At 71.5% G+C, this 13,477-nt stretch carries 12 protein-coding genes; 6 read left to right on the top strand and 6 right to left on the bottom strand.

Features of this window, described 5'->3' with window-relative positions:
* Nucleotides 1-262: 262 nt before the first annotated feature.
* The 5 genes from AB0P07_RS07010 (at nucleotide 263) to parJ (ending at nucleotide 6,568) form a co-directional block, all read left to right on the top strand.
* Nucleotides 263-1,027, top strand: a complete 765-nt coding sequence (locus AB0P07_RS07010) for an IclR family transcriptional regulator (protein ID WP_061445627.1) — start codon at nucleotides 263-265, stop codon at nucleotides 1,025-1,027.
* Nucleotides 1,028-1,376: 349 nt separating this feature from the next.
* Nucleotides 1,377-2,171: an MIP/aquaporin family protein gene (locus AB0P07_RS07005; RefSeq protein WP_125633038.1), complete on the top strand. Its 795-nt coding sequence runs from the start codon at nucleotides 1,377-1,379 to the stop codon at nucleotides 2,169-2,171.
* 84 nt (nucleotides 2,172-2,255) lie between these two features.
* On the top strand, nucleotides 2,256-3,794 hold the full coding sequence (gene glpK, locus AB0P07_RS07000) for a glycerol kinase GlpK (protein WP_365546232.1): 1,539 nt from the start codon (nucleotides 2,256-2,258) through the stop codon (nucleotides 3,792-3,794).
* Nucleotides 3,795-3,802: 8 nt separating this feature from the next.
* A complete protein-coding gene (locus AB0P07_RS06995; RefSeq protein WP_365546229.1) occupies nucleotides 3,803-5,419 on the top strand; it encodes a glycerol-3-phosphate dehydrogenase/oxidase in 1,617 nt (538 codons plus the stop codon).
* Between the two features lie 150 nt (nucleotides 5,420-5,569).
* Nucleotides 5,570-6,568, top strand: a complete 999-nt coding sequence (gene parJ / locus AB0P07_RS06990; RefSeq protein ID WP_365546226.1) for a filament polymerization regulator ParJ — start codon at nucleotides 5,570-5,572, stop codon at nucleotides 6,566-6,568.
* A 199-nt stretch (nucleotides 6,569-6,767) separates the two neighbouring features.
* On the opposite strand, the gene mshC is transcribed toward parJ, so the two are convergent.
* The 4 genes from mshC to AB0P07_RS06970 all read right to left on the bottom strand — a co-directional run bounded on the left by mshC (nucleotide 6,768) and on the right by AB0P07_RS06970 (nucleotide 10,253).
* A complete protein-coding gene (gene mshC / locus AB0P07_RS06985; RefSeq protein WP_365546223.1) occupies nucleotides 6,768-7,997 on the bottom strand; it encodes a cysteine--1-D-myo-inosityl 2-amino-2-deoxy-alpha-D-glucopyranoside ligase in 1,230 nt (409 codons plus the stop codon).
* A 102-nt stretch (nucleotides 7,998-8,099) separates the two neighbouring features.
* Nucleotides 8,100-8,930 carry an SCO1664 family protein gene (locus AB0P07_RS06980; protein WP_365546220.1) on the bottom strand — a complete coding sequence of 277 codons (831 nt, stop codon included), beginning with the start codon at nucleotides 8,928-8,930 and terminating at the stop codon, nucleotides 8,100-8,102.
* Nucleotides 8,894-9,484 carry a DUF3090 domain-containing protein gene (locus tag AB0P07_RS06975; RefSeq protein WP_030187752.1) on the bottom strand — a complete coding sequence of 197 codons (591 nt, stop codon included), beginning with the start codon at nucleotides 9,482-9,484 and terminating at the stop codon, nucleotides 8,894-8,896. The genes AB0P07_RS06980 and AB0P07_RS06975 overlap by 37 nt, the downstream gene beginning before the upstream one ends.
* Before the next feature lie 82 nt (nucleotides 9,485-9,566).
* On the bottom strand, nucleotides 9,567-10,253 hold the full coding sequence (locus tag AB0P07_RS06970) for a histidine phosphatase family protein (RefSeq protein WP_365546217.1): 687 nt from the start codon (nucleotides 10,251-10,253) through the stop codon (nucleotides 9,567-9,569).
* A gap of 61 nt (nucleotides 10,254-10,314) precedes the next feature.
* Between AB0P07_RS06970 and corA the strand changes: the two genes are divergently transcribed.
* Nucleotides 10,315-11,310: a magnesium/cobalt transporter CorA gene (corA, locus tag AB0P07_RS06965; protein ID WP_365546214.1), complete on the top strand. Its 996-nt coding sequence runs from the start codon at nucleotides 10,315-10,317 to the stop codon at nucleotides 11,308-11,310.
* 50 nt (nucleotides 11,311-11,360) lie between these two features.
* On the opposite strand, the gene AB0P07_RS06960 is transcribed toward corA, so the two are convergent.
* Together AB0P07_RS06960 and AB0P07_RS06955 are read right to left on the bottom strand one after the other, a co-directional pair.
* Nucleotides 11,361-12,149: a ferritin-like domain-containing protein gene (locus tag AB0P07_RS06960; RefSeq protein ID WP_365546211.1), complete on the bottom strand. Its 789-nt coding sequence runs from the start codon at nucleotides 12,147-12,149 to the stop codon at nucleotides 11,361-11,363.
* Between the two features lie 233 nt (nucleotides 12,150-12,382).
* Complete coding sequence (locus AB0P07_RS06955) at nucleotides 12,383-13,438, bottom strand: LLM class F420-dependent oxidoreductase (protein WP_365546209.1); 1,056 nt, start codon at nucleotides 13,436-13,438, stop codon at nucleotides 12,383-12,385.
* Between the last annotated feature and the right edge of the window lie 39 nt (nucleotides 13,439-13,477).

Below are 13,477 nucleotides of genomic sequence, written 5' to 3'. Positions count from 1 at the left end.
CCACGAGACGGACGAGGATGGCGGGCGAATACCGGCCGAACGGCCGAGTCCGCCGTTTCCCGAAGGGCCCCGACGGCGGCGGAACGCGCCCGGTGCACGCGCTTGCCGGAGGGCGGCCGCGGCCATCGGGAAGTGGCCGGAGTGCAACAGTTGCCCGCCGACCATTAGCGGGAGGTCGGCATGGACCGGTAGTGTTCGGCATTGCCGAACGACGTCAGCGACGCCGAGGTCGGCAGTCGAAGGGGACGGAGGCAGTACGTCGATGGCACGGAACATCCAGTCGCTCGAGCGGGCGGCCGCGATGCTGCGCCTGCTCGCGGGCGGCGAGCGGCGGCTCGGCCTGTCGGACATCGCCTCGTCGCTGGGTCTGGCCAAAGGCACCGCGCACGGCATCCTGCGCACCCTCCAGCAGGAGGGCTTCGTCGAGCAGGACGACGCCTCCGGTCGCTACCAGCTGGGCGCCGAACTGCTGCGTCTGGGCACGACCTATCTGGACGTGCACGAGCTGCGGGCCCGCGCCCTGGTGTGGACCGACGACCTGGCCCGCTCCAGCGGCGAGAGCGTCCACCTCGGCGTCCTGCACCAGCAGGGCGTCCTGATCGTGCACCACGTCTTCCGGCCCGACGACAGCCGGCAGGTCCTGGAGATCGGGGCCATGCAGCCGCTGCACTCGACGGCGCTGGGCAAGGTGCTGTCGGCGTACGACCCGGTGGCGCACAGCGAGGCGCTGGAGGCCGACCGCAAGGCGTTCACGGACCGCACCATCTGCGAGCCGGACCGCTTCGAGCACGTCCTGGACATCACGCGCGCGCGTGGGTACGCGGCCGACGTCGAGGAGACCTGGGAGGGCATCGCGTCCATCGCCGCCCCCATCCACGACCGCAGGCGGATGCCGGTCGGCGCGGTCGGCATCACGGGGGCCGTGGAGCGGCTGTGCCGGGAGGGCGAGCTGCGGCCCGAGCTGGTCGCCGCGGTACGGGACTGCGCACGGGCGGTCTCGCGGGACCTGGGCGCCGGGCGGTTCTAGGGCGTACACGGGCGGGGCGGGCCGGGACACCGAGGGTGTTCCGGCCCTTTTGCGTGTCCGCAAACGGCTGCGGACACGGGAAGGGTGACCCGCGAGACCGGCCGAGCAGAGATCGATAGCACACGACGATCAATAACGATCGTGCTTTCGATAACACAGCCCTTGACGCACGCCTGACGCCGAACGAGACTCGCGTCCATCGGTCGGCATTGTCGAACACCTACCGGCAATACGCGTTAGAGTGTGCACAGTGCCAAGGGCCGCCATCGCTCTCACACCGAGGGCGCCGGAACACCCGGAGGGACCCGGGGGTTCGGCTTCCCCTGGACGAAGGACAAAGGAGTCGCGGGTGTCCAGCTCCGACATCTTCATCGGCGAGACCATCGGTACCGCCATACTCATCCTGCTCGGCGGCGGCGTCTGCGCCGCCGTGACGCTCAAGGCCTCCAAGGCCCGCAACGCCGGCTGGCTGGCCATCGCCTTCGGGTGGGGCTTCGCCGTCATGACGGCGGTGTACATCTCGGGTCCGCTCTCCGGCGCCCACCTGAACCCGGCCGTGACCGTCGGCATCGCCATCAAGGACGGTGAGTGGAGCAACGTCCCCACCTACTTCGCCGGACAGATGCTCGGCGCCATGATCGGCGCGGCCCTGGTCTGGCTGGCCTACTACGGCCAGTTCCTGGCCCACCTCACCGACCAGGAGATCGTCGGCGGGCCGGGCGCGCAGGACACCACGGCCAAGTCGGTCGAGGCGCAGGAGAAGGGCGCCGGCCCGGTGCTGGGCATCTTCTCCACCGGGCCCGAGGTCCGCAACGCGGTGCAGAACCTCTCCACCGAGGTCATCGGCACCTTCGTGCTGGTGCTCGCCGTACTCACCCAGGGCCTGAACGACGAGGGCAACGGCCTGGGCATCCTGGGCGGCCTGATCACCGCGCTGGTGGTCGTCTCGATCGGTCTGTCCCTGGGCGGTCCGACCGGCTACGCGATCAACCCGGCCCGTGACCTCGGCCCGCGCATCGTGCACGCCCTGCTGCCCCTGCCCAACAAGGGCGGCTCCGACTGGTCCTACGCCTGGGTCCCGATCGCCGGTCCGCTGATCGGTGGTGCGATCGCCGCAGGTGTCTACAACGTCGCGTTCGCCTGAGCGGGCTCCCGTTCGGCGATCATCGAGCCGCAGACCACGCGCCGTAAGCACCGGCCACCCACCACGGAACCCCAGGAGCACACAGTGACCGACGCCCACACCGCCGGACCCTTCATCGCCGCGATCGACCAGGGCACGACCTCCTCGCGCTGCATCGTCTTCGACCGAGACGGCCGCATCGTCTCCGTCGACCAGAAGGAGCACGAGCAGATCTTCCCCAAGCCCGGCTGGGTCGAGCACGACGCCACCGAGATCTGGACCAACGTCCAGGAGGTCGTCGCCGGAGCCGTCGAGAAGGCCGGCATCACCCGCGACGACATCAAGGCCATCGGCATCACCAACCAGCGCGAGACCACCCTCGTCTGGGACAAGAACACCGGTGAGCCCGTCCACAACGCCATCGTCTGGCAGGACACCCGCACCGACGCCCTGTGCAAGGAGCTCGGCCGCAACGTCGGCCAGGACCGCTTCCGCCGCGAGACCGGCCTTCCCCTGGCCTCCTACTTCGCCGGTCCCAAGGCCCGCTGGCTGCTCGACAACGTCGACGGCCTGCGCGAGCGCGCCGAGGCGGGCGACCTGCTCTTCGGCACCATGGACACCTGGGTCATCTGGAACCTGACCGGCGGGGTGAACGGCGGCAAGCACGTCACCGACGTCACCAACGCCTCGCGCACCATGCTGATGAACCTGCACACCATGGCGTGGGACGAGAAGATCGCCGAGTCGATCGGCGTGCCGATGCAGATGCTCCCCGAGATCCGCTCCTCCGCCGAGGTGTACGGCGAGATCACGGGCGGCCGGCTCGGCGAGCTGCTCGGCGGCATCCCGGTGGCCTCGGCGCTCGGCGACCAGCAGGCCGCCCTGTTCGGCCAGACCTGCTTCTCCGAGGGCGAGACCAAGTCGACGTACGGCACCGGCACCTTCATGGTGATGAACACCGGTGACAAGCTGATCAACTCCTACTCGGGGCTGCTCACCACCGTCGGCTACAAGATCGGCGACCAGGACACGGTCTACGCCCTGGAGGGCTCGATCGCCGTCACCGGTTCGCTGGTGCAGTGGATGCGCGACCAGATGGGCCTGATCTCCACCGCTGCCGAGATCGAGACCCTCGCCCTGACGGTCGAGGACAACGGCGGCGCCTACTTCGTGCCGGCCTTCTCCGGCCTGTTCGCCCCGTACTGGCGCTCCGACGCCCGCGGTGTGATCGCCGGCCTCACCCGGTACGTCACCAAGGCGCACCTCGCGCGCGCCGTCCTGGAGGCCACCGCCTGGCAGACGCGGGAGATCGCGGACGCCATGACGAAGGACTCCGGGGTGGAGCTGACCGCCCTCAAGGTCGACGGCGGCATGACCTCCAACAACCTGCTGATGCAGACCCTCGCCGACTTCGTGGACGCCCCCGTGGTGCGCCCGATGGTCGCCGAGACCACCTGCCTCGGCGCCGCCTACGCCGCCGGTCTCGCCGTCGGCTTCTGGAACAGCACCGACGACCTGCGCGCCAACTGGCGGCGGGCCGCCGAGTGGACCCCCCGCATGGACGCGGACACCCGCGACCGTGAGTACAAGAGCTGGCTCAAGGCCGTCGAGCGGACCATGGGCTGGCTCGAGGACGAGGAGTAAGAACCACCATGACCACGCAGTCCACCCTGCAGTCCGTGCCTGCCCTGGGTACGCACCCGGCCTCCGGCTCGAACCCGAGCCGGGCCGAGACCCGGGACCAGCTTTCCAAGGCGTCGTACGACCTTCTCGTGATCGGCGGCGGCATCCTGGGCATCTCCACCGCCTGGCACGCCGCGCAGTCCGGCCTCAGGGTGGCCGTGGTCGACGCCGGCGACTTCGCCGGCGCCACCTCCTCCGCCTCCTCCAAGCTGCTCCACGGCGGTCTGCGCTACCTGCAGACCGGCGCGGTGAAGCTGGTGGCGGAGAACCACTTCGAGCGCCGTGCGGTCTCCCGCCAGGTGGCCCCCCACCTGGCGAACCCGCTCACCTTCTACCTCCCCGTGTACAAGGGCGGGCCGCACGGCGCGGCCAAGCTCGGGGCCGGTGTCTTCGCGTACTCGGCACTGTCCGCGTTCGGCGACGGCGTCGGCCACCTGCTCTCCCCGGCCAAGGCCGCGCAGGACGTGCCCGAGTTGCGCACCGACAACCTGAAGGCCGTGGCCGTGTACGGCGACGACCAGATGAACGACGCCCGCATGGCGCTGATGACCGTCCGCGCGGCGGTCGAGTCCGGCGCGGTGGTCCTCAACCACGCCGAGGTCACGGGGCTGCGCTTCACCAACGGCCGGGTGACCGGCGCCGAGCTGAAGGACCGGCTGTCCGGCGACGAGTTCGGGGTGAACGCCCGCCTGGTGCTCAACGCCACCGGCCCGTGGGTCGACCACCTGCGCCGTATGGAGGACCCGAACGCGGCGCCGTCCATCCGCCTGTCCAAGGGCGCGCACCTGGTACTCAAGCGCACCGCGCCCTGGAGGGCCGCGCTGGCCACCCCGATCGACAAGTACCGGATCACCTTCGCCCTCCCTTGGGAGGACATGCTGCTGCTCGGCACGACCGACGAGGAGTTCGAGGGCGACCCGGCGGACGTCGCGGTCAACGACAAGGACGTGGCCCAGATACTCGACGAGGCCGCGTTCTCCATCCGCGACCAGCAGCTCGACCGGGACCTCATCACGTACTCCTTCGCGGGCCTGCGCGTGCTGCCGGGCGGCCCCGGCGACACGGCGAAGGCCAAGCGCGAGACGGTGGTGACCGAGGGCCGGGGCGGCATGCTGTCCGTCGCGGGCGGCAAGTGGACCACCTTCCGCCACATCGGCCGTACGGTGATGAAGAAGCTGGAGGCGCTGCCGGGCCACCCGCTGGGCGACGACTTCGAGCCGATCGCGTCGCTGCCGAAGAAGCTGCCGCTGCCCGGCGTCGCCAACCCGCGCGCAGTGGCCCACCGGCTGCTGGTGGACGGCTCGGCGCCCGGCCCGCGCATGGCGGCCGACACCGCCAGGCACCTGGCCACGCACTACGGTTCGCTCGCCTTCGACATCGCCCGGCTCGCCAACGAGAGCCCGGAGCTGGCGCAGCGTGTCCACCCGGACGCCCCGGAGATCTGGGCGCAGGTCGTGTGGGCCCGGGACAACGAGTGGGCCGAGACGGCGGACGACGTGCTGCGCCGCCGTACGACGCTGACGATCCGCGGCCTGGCCACGGACGAGGTCCGCGCGCAGGTCCAGGACGTGCTCGACAAGAAGTAGGGACCTCTTTCAACGACGGGCGGCGGGTGTCCGCACGCCGGGCACGGGGCAGTGATCCGTTCACCGCCCCGTGCAAAGGGGCTGCGGGCGGCCCCTCGGCACGCCGTAAGGTTGGGGGGTACGCGAGGGCACGTCGGAAGGAGGCGCTGGGTGATCGAGCTCGAGGGGGTTCCCGAGCTGGTCGACCCGGTCATGGTGGCCGCGTTCGAGGGCTGGAACGATGCCGGTGACGCCGCCTCCACCGCGGTCGCGCATCTCGACAGGGAGTGGAAGGGCGAGGTGTTCGCGGCGCTGGACGCCGAGGACTACTACGACTTCCAGGTCAACCGTCCCACCGTCTTCATCGAGGACGGCGTCCGCAAGGTGACCTGGCCGACGACGCGGCTCTCGGTGGTCCGGGTCGGCGGCGAGAAACCGCGCGACCTCGTGCTCGTGCGGGGCATCGAGCCGTCCATGCGCTGGCGCTCGTTCTGCAACGAGCTGCTGGGCTTCGCCCACGAGCTGGGTGTCGAGATGGTGGTCGTCCTGGGCGCCCTGCTGGGCGACACGCCGCACACCCGGCCGGTGCCGATCAGCGGGACCACGTCGGACGCCGACCTGGCCCGGCGCATGGACCTGGAGGAGACCAAGTACGAGGGGCCCACGGGCATCGTCGGCATCCTCCAGGAGGCGTGCACACACGCGGGCGTGCCGGCCGTGTCGCTGTGGGCGGCGGTGCCGCACTACGTGTCGCAGCCGCCGAACCCGAAGGCCACGCTGGCGTTGCTGAACCGGCTGGAGGACCTGATCGGCGTGCGGGTCCCGCTGGGCGAGCTGCCCGAGGACGCGCGTGCCTGGCAGGTGGGCGTGGACCAGTTGGCCGCGGAGGACACCGAGGTCGCCGAGTACGTGCAGTCGCTGGAGGAGGCCCGGGACACGGCGGAGCTGCCGGAGGCGTCGGGCGAGGCGATCGCGCGGGAGTTCGAGCGGTATCTGCGGCGCCGGGACGGGGCCGGGACGGGGCCCGCGGGGCCTGGCGGGCACGCCACGGCGGACGGGGGCGAGGGTCCGGCCGGAACGCCGTTTCTGCGGGACAACCCGAGTGGGCGGAGCCGGCCGCCGAAGCCGCCGAAGGCAGGCGGGGAGGACGAGGAGTCCTCGGAGGACTGAGCCGGTTGGACACGAGTGAGGGGCGCTTCCCTGGTGGGAGCGCCCCCTCACTCGTTTACGTGCGGGTCACTGCGGGGGATGCGAACCGGCGCTTGCCGGGTGCCGCTGTGCCCACCCGTGCCGCCCTGGGGGTGCCTCCCAGGCCGTTCAGGCACTGGGGGGAGGCACGAACCGCCCACAGCTACGCGGGTTGGCTGGCTTACAGGGCCACGCCCAGGAGGGCGTCCACTGCTCGGGAGACCACGCCCGGGGCGCCGATGTCCGTGCCGCCGGACTCCTGCTGGAGGGCTGCCCAGCGGTCGACCGCTTCCAGGGCGGTCGGGGAGTCCAGGTCGTTGGCCAGGGCCTCGCGGATCTCCTCCACAAGGGCCTCGGCGGGTGGGCCGTCGGGGCGGGAGACGGCGGCGCGCCAGCGGTCGAGGCGGGCGAGGGCGTCCTGAAGCACCTGGTCGGTCCACTCCCAGTCGGAGCGGTAGTGGTGGGCGAGAAGGGAGAGCCGGATGGCGGCCGGGTCGACGCCCTCGCGCCGCAGCTGGGAGACGAAGACCAGGTTGCCCTTGGACTTGGACATCTTCTCGCCGTCGAGACCGACCATGCCGGCGTGCACGTACGCCTTGGCCATCGGGAACTCACCGGTGAGGGCCTGGGCGTGCGAGGCGCCCATCTCGTGGTGCGGGAAGGCGAGGTCGGAGCCGCCGCCCTGGACGTCGAAGCCCATGCCGAGGTGGTCGAGGGCGATGGCGACGCACTCGATGTGCCAGCCGGGGCGTCCGCGGCCGAGCGTGCCGCCGTCCCAGCTGGGCTCGCCCTCACGCGCTGCCATCCACAGCATCGGGTCGAGCGGGTTCTTCTTGCCGGGCCGGTCGGGGTCGCCGCCGCGCTCGGCGGACAGCAGCCGCATCGCGGAGGCGTCGAGGTGGGAGACGCCGCCGAAGTGCGGGTCCGCCTCCACGGAGAAGTAGACGTCGCCCTCGAGGTCGTAGGCGGCCCCCGCGTCGCGCAGTCGTTCGACGAGCGGGACGATGCCGGGTATGGCCTCGACGGCGCCTATGTAGTGCCGGGGCGGAAGCATCCGCAGCGCCGTCATGTCCTCGCGGAAGAGGGCGGTCTCCTGCTCGGCGAGGGCGGTCCAGTCGACCCCGTCGCGCACGGCCCGCTCCAGGAGCGGGTCGTCCACGTCGGTGACGTTCTGGACGTAGTGGACCTGCCGCTTGGTGTCGAGCCACACGCGCTGCACGAGGTCGAACGCGTTGTAGGTCGCCGCGTGCCCCATGTGGGTGGCGTCGTACGGGGTGATGCCGCAGACGTAGATGCGGGCGACGGGACCGGGGTCGAGGGTGACCAGGCCGCCGGTCGCGGTGTCGTGGATCCTCAGGTCGCGGCCCTGACCAGGCAGGGCGGGGACCTCGGAAGCGGGCCAGGCATGCATGTCATGAGCCTAACCGGACGGATGTTCCGTACACGAACCGGACCGGGCCGGATGGCCGGTAAGGCGTTCTTGCGCATCACCGGCCGGCGTGGCAAGGGGTCTCTACACCGGCGGCCACGGGATGGCCGGCCACTCGCCGTTCGGTTCCGGGTGCTTTCCGGAGGCCAGCAGGGCGTCGACCCGCGCGCGCGTGGCGTCGAGTTCGGCGCCGGTGATGAGCGCGGCGAGCCGGGTCGCCAGGGTGCCGCCGTCCTTCAGCGCCTGTCTGAGGGCGTCGAGGACCGCCAGGGCCTCCGCGGTGAGCGGGTCGCCCGCCCAGCCCCACAGGAGGGTGCGCAGCTTGTTCTCGGCGTTGAAGGTGACCCCGTGGTCGATGCCGTACAGGCGCTCCCCCGCCGCGGGCAGCAGGTGGCCGCCCTTGCGGTCGGCGTTGTTGATCACGGCGTCGAGTACGGCGAGCCGGCGCAGCCGTTCGTCGTCGGCGTGGACGAGCAGCGCGGTGCGGCCCTCGCCGACCTCGGCCAGGGCGATGCCCTTCCAGCCCGGGCCCGGTTCCTCCTCGTCGACCAGGGCGAGCAGTTCCGTGTCCGGGACGGCCTCGATCCACAGCTGGACCATGCCCTCGCCGTACGGGCCGTCGCGCAGCACGGTGGGCGGGACCAGGCCCCAGCCGGTGGCCTCGGAGACCTCGTAGGCGGCGACCTCGCGCTGGGCGAGGGTGCCGTCGGGAAAGTCCCACAGCGGGCGTTCCCCGGCGACCGGTTTGTAGACGCAGGCCGCCTCGCGTCCCTCGTGCGTCACCGTGCAGTACAGCGCCGCGTTGGACGCGTCACGGATGCGTCCGCGTACGGTCAGTTCGCCCAGGGCGAGCAGTTCGGCCGCCGCCGCGTCGGTGGTCACGCTCCGCGGCGGTATCCGTTCTGGCGCGGACATACGTGTCCTTCCGGGTCGAGCGGGAGGCTGCACAGCGGGCACGGCGGCCGCCCGGCGTTGACGACGTCGAGGGCGCGCTTGGCGAAGGCCCTGGCCTGCGCGCCAGTGAGGCGGACCCGGAGCATCGGCGGGCCGTTCTCCTCGTCCTGGAGGAGCCGTTCCTCGGCCTCCGCCAGGTCCTCCTCGGACTCGGCGTCCAGCTCCACGAGGGCCTGCGCCTCGACGATCATGCGCTGGTCCTCGCCGTCCCAGGCCAGCGCCATGGTGCCGACGCGGAACTCCTCCTCGACGGGGGTGTCGAGGGGCGCGGTGTCGGCGGGCCCGGTGGGTGCGGTGGCGGGGACGGCGGTGCTGCCGCCGCTGCGCCGTACGACTTCGTCCAGAAGCTCGTCCATGCGCTCGGCGAGGGCGGCGACCTGGGTCTTCTCCAGGGCCACGCTGGTCACCCGGGAGCCGGCGGAGGCCTGGAGGAAGAACGTACGGCGCCCGGGCAGCCCGACCGTACCGGCCACGAAACGTTCCGGTTGGTCGTAGAGGAACACCTGACGGGACACGTCCTGTCTCCATGGGAGTCGGGGAAAGCGGAAGATCGGGGGCAGTGCTGCCGCGACCGGTTCACCCTACTGCGGCGGACGATCACGGTGCGCCCGCACCACCCCCGACCGGCGCTTCGTCACCGGGCGGCTGCTCGCGCGGGGCGAGGGAGGCGAAGTCGCCGGTGTCGCCGAGGCGGACGAGGAACGGGCGCAGCCGGGTGTAGCGGATCGCGGTGACGGAGCAGGGCTCGACGGAGATCCGCTGGAAGAGGTCGAGGTGGAGGCCGAGGGCCTCGGCGACGAGGGACTTGATGATGTCGCCGTGGGAGCACATGAGGTAGACGGCGTCGGGTCCGTGGTCGCGCTCCACGCGCGCGTTCCACTCGCGTACGGCCTCGGCGGCGCGGGTCTGCATGGCGCGCATCGACTCGCCGCCGGGGAAGGCCGCGGCGGAGGGGTGCGCCTGGACGACCTCCATCAGGGGCTCGTCCTTGAGTTCGGCGAGCTTGCGGCCGGACCAGTCGCCGTAGTGGCACTCCCCGATCCGTTCGTCGGTGTGCGCCCGCAGTTCGGGCCGGGCGTCGAGCAGCGGCCGGAGGGTCTCCCGGCAGCGCTGCAGAGGGCTGGTGACGATCTCGGAGAGCGGCAGGCCGGCGAGCCGCCCGGGGAGCGCGGCGGCCTGCGCGGCGCCGCGTTCGTCGAGGGCGACGCCGGGCGTCCAGCCAGCGAGCAGTCCCTCGGTGTTGGCGGTGGAGCGTCCGTGCCTAACCAGGATCAGCGTGGGCATGCGGCCAGGGTAGGCGTACGGCGCGGCGCAGGGGCGTCCGGGCGAGGGGAGAATGGGTTCGGTGATCGTCGACTGTGCCATCTACCGGGACGGGCACCGCACGGACGGGCCCGAGGACCTCTCCGACGCGCTCGGTGCGGCGCGGGGGGCGGGCGGTTTCGTGTGGATCGGGCTGCACGAGCCGACGGAGGAGGAGTTCGACCTGGTCAGCCAGGAGTTCGCGCTGCATCCGCTGGCGGTGGAGGACGCGCTCAAGGCGCATCAGCGGCCCAAGCTGGAGGTGTACGACGACTCGCTCTTCGCCGTCCTGAAGCCGGTGGTGTACGAGCCGGACAGCGACGCGGTCTCCACCGGCGAGCTCATGATCTTCCTGGGTGACGCGTTCGCGGTGGTGGTCCGGCACGGCGAGGGCGCCCCGCTGAAGGCCGTGCGGCAGCGGCTGGAGCACGAGCCGGAACTGCTGGGCAAGGGCCCCACCTCGGTGCTGTACGCGATAGCGGACGCCACCGTCGACCACTACCTGGACGTGGCGGTCGAGCTGCAGACCGACCTGGAGGAGCTGGAGGCGGAGGTCTTCTCGCCGGAGGGCGGCGGCTCCCGGCACACCGCGTCGCGGATCTACACCTTCAAGCGGCAGGTGCTGGAGTTCCGCCGGGCGACGGGCCCGCTCGCGCCGCCGCTGGCCCGGTTGGCCGGTACGAGCGGCTACGGCGGCACGGTGCCGTTCGTGAACGACAAGGCGCGGCCCTTCTTTCGGGACGTGAGCGACCACCTCACGCGCGTGAACGAGTCGGTGGAGAGCCTGGACCGGCTGGTGTCGGACATTCTGTCGGCGCATCTGGCGCAGACGGGCGTCCGGCAGAACGACGACATGCGGAAGATCTCCGCGTGGGCGGCCATGGCGGCGGTCCCCACGATGCTCGCGGGGATCTACGGCATGAACTTCGACCACATGCCGGAGCTGCACTGGGTGTGGGGCTATCCGGCGGTGATCGCGCTGATGGCCGCCCTGGAGGTGCTGCTGTACCGGCAGTTCAAGCGCCGGGGCTGGCTGTAGGGGAAGCCGGTGGCGGTCGGGCGGCCTGCAGGGCTCGGGGCCCGGGCAGGTCAGGCGACCTCGGGGGCCGCGGTGGCGGGTCCGCCGAGCGCGTCGCGCCGTTCGGGCGCCCGCAGGCCCACCATGCGCCGCCAGCCCACCGCCCGCTCGGCGGCGTACATGGCGCGGATGCCCGCCGCGAGCAGCGCCGACCTGGCGCGCGACCAGCCGAGGATGCGCCCCATGCGGGCCATCACGGCGAGGCTGACGTCGCGGTGGACGCGGATCTCGGCGTGCGCGCACTCGCGCAGGGTGCGCCGGATGTACGGGCCGTGCCCCGCCGCGGCGTAGCGGAGCAGTTCCTCGTGGGAGTAGGCGAGGTGGTTGTCCTCGTCGGCGGAGATCATCCGGACCGCCCGACCCAGGTCGGGATGGTCGGCGAAGTACTTGACGAGCATCGCCATCTGTTCGGCCGCGCGCTGCTCGGTGACCCTGCTGTGGGCGAGGTAGGTGATGATGTCCCGGACGGTGAGCGGCTGGTCGGCCTTGAGCTTCTCGTGGGCGAGGCCGATGCCGTGCCGCTCCAGGAGCATCGTGTAGTCGGTGTCGGCCGGTACCTCGACGGGTTCGAGGCCGCGCTTCTTCAGCAGGGCGTTGAAGATCCGGCCGTGCTTGTCCTCGTCCGCGCCGTGCCGGGTGATCTTGGGGGCGAGGGCGCGTTCGCTCTCCGGCACCAGCGCCGCGATGCGCGCGTTCTCCCAGCCGCCCTGGGACTCACCGCTGGCCGCGATGGAGCAGAAGAGGCGAAACGCCTCGTCGTTGTCGAGGATCTCCTGGAAAAGGCTCTTGGCCGAAAGCATCGGGGCACCTCTCTGCCGCTGCGTGGTCCGCAGGTTCCGCACACTCCGCGAAGCCGAGTCAAGTGCGGGCGAGGGGGCACGGCAACAGGTGCGGCGCACGACTGCGCCGAAAGAAGGACGGCCGGACAAGCGCGGAGGCGTAACCCCGCGCGCGTGGGCGCGTTGTTCCCCGTGACGGCCGTGGCGGGGAAGACCCCCGAGCCCCCACCACGGCCGCAGAAACTTTCCGCCTCCTACGCCAGTCCGGCGCGCTCCAGGGCCTCGGTGCCGGCGCGCAGGGCGGCGATCCGCTCGTCCAGGGTGAAGCCCGCGGGGGCGAGGGTCAGGGTGGTGACGCCGGCCGCGGCGTAGGCCTTCATCCGGTCGGCGATGCGGTCGACGGAGCCGAGCAGGGTCGTCTGGTCGATCAGCTCGTGGGGTACGGCTTCGGCGGCGCCCTGCTTGTCGCCGGACAGGTACTTGTCCTGGATCTCGGCGGCCTCCCGCTCGTATCCCATGCGCTGGGCGAGCTGGTTGTAGAAGTTCTGCCTGCGGCTTCCCATGCCGCCGACGTAGAGCGCGGTGTAGGGGCGGAAGGTGTCGGCGAGGGTGGTGACGTCCTTGTCGTCGCCGAGGGCGAGCGGCAGGGTCGGGCAGACGTCGAACCCGTCGAGGGTCTTGCCGGCCTTCTCGCGTCCGGCGCGCAGGTGCTTGACGGCGGTCTCCTCCAGGTGGTCGGCGGAGGGGAAGATGAGCAGGGCGCCGTCGGCGATCTCGCCGGTCTGCTCCAGGTTCTTCGGGCCGATGGCGGCGATGTACAGCGGGATGTGCTCGCGCTGCGGGTGCACGGTCAGCTTGATCGGCTTGCCGGGGCCGTCGGGCAGCGGAAGCGTCCAGTGCCGTCCCTCGTAGGACAACCGTTCCCGGGTCATCGCCTTGCGCACGATCTCCACGTACTCGCGGGTGCGGGCGAGCGGCTTGTCGAACTTGACGCCGTACCAGCCCTCGGAGACCTGCGGTCCCGACACGCCGAGGCCGAGGCGGAAGCGGCCCTTGGACAGGGAGTCCAGGGTGGCGGCGGTCATCGCGGTCATGGCGGGCTGGCGGGCGGGGATCTGGAAGATGGCCGAGCCCACGTCGATGCGCTCGGTCTGGGCGGCGACCCAGGTGAGCACGGTGGCCGCGTCGGAACCGTAGGCCTCGGCGGCCCAGCACACGGCGTATCCGAGCCGGTCGGCCTCCTGGGCGACGGCCAGGTTGTCCGCGTCCATTCCGGCACCCCAGTAGCCGAGGTTGATCCCGAGCTGCATGGCCGATTCCCCTTACCGATCAGTAACGTGGCTGGTGCC

It is taken from the genome of Streptomyces sp. NPDC085944, from assembly GCF_040686295.1.
In the GTDB taxonomy this organism is placed as follows: Bacteria; Actinomycetota; Actinomycetes; order Streptomycetales; family Streptomycetaceae; genus Streptomyces; species Streptomyces salinarius.
This window is presented reverse-complemented; position numbering and strand designations above follow the sequence as displayed.

Excerpts from the sequence above, each read along its gene's own strand:
- AB0P07_RS07010 (WP_061445627.1), top strand. The coding sequence starts at position 263 with ATGGCACGGAACATCCAGTCGCTCGAGCGGGCGGCCGCGATGCTGCGC.
- AB0P07_RS06995 (WP_365546229.1), top strand. The coding sequence starts at position 3,803 with ATGACCACGCAGTCCACCCTGCAGTCCGTGCCTGCCCTGGGTACGCAC.
- mshC (WP_365546223.1), bottom strand. The coding sequence starts at position 7,997 with ATGCATGCCTGGCCCGCTTCCGAGGTCCCCGCCCTGCCTGGTCAGGGC.
- AB0P07_RS06980 (WP_365546220.1), bottom strand. The coding sequence starts at position 8,930 with ATGTCCGCGCCAGAACGGATACCGCCGCGGAGCGTGACCACCGACGCG.
- AB0P07_RS06970 (WP_365546217.1), bottom strand. The coding sequence starts at position 10,253 with ATGCCCACGCTGATCCTGGTTAGGCACGGACGCTCCACCGCCAACACC.
- AB0P07_RS06960 (WP_365546211.1), bottom strand. The coding sequence starts at position 12,149 with ATGCTTTCGGCCAAGAGCCTTTTCCAGGAGATCCTCGACAACGACGAG.
- AB0P07_RS06955 (WP_365546209.1), bottom strand. The coding sequence starts at position 13,438 with ATGCAGCTCGGGATCAACCTCGGCTACTGGGGTGCCGGAATGGACGCG.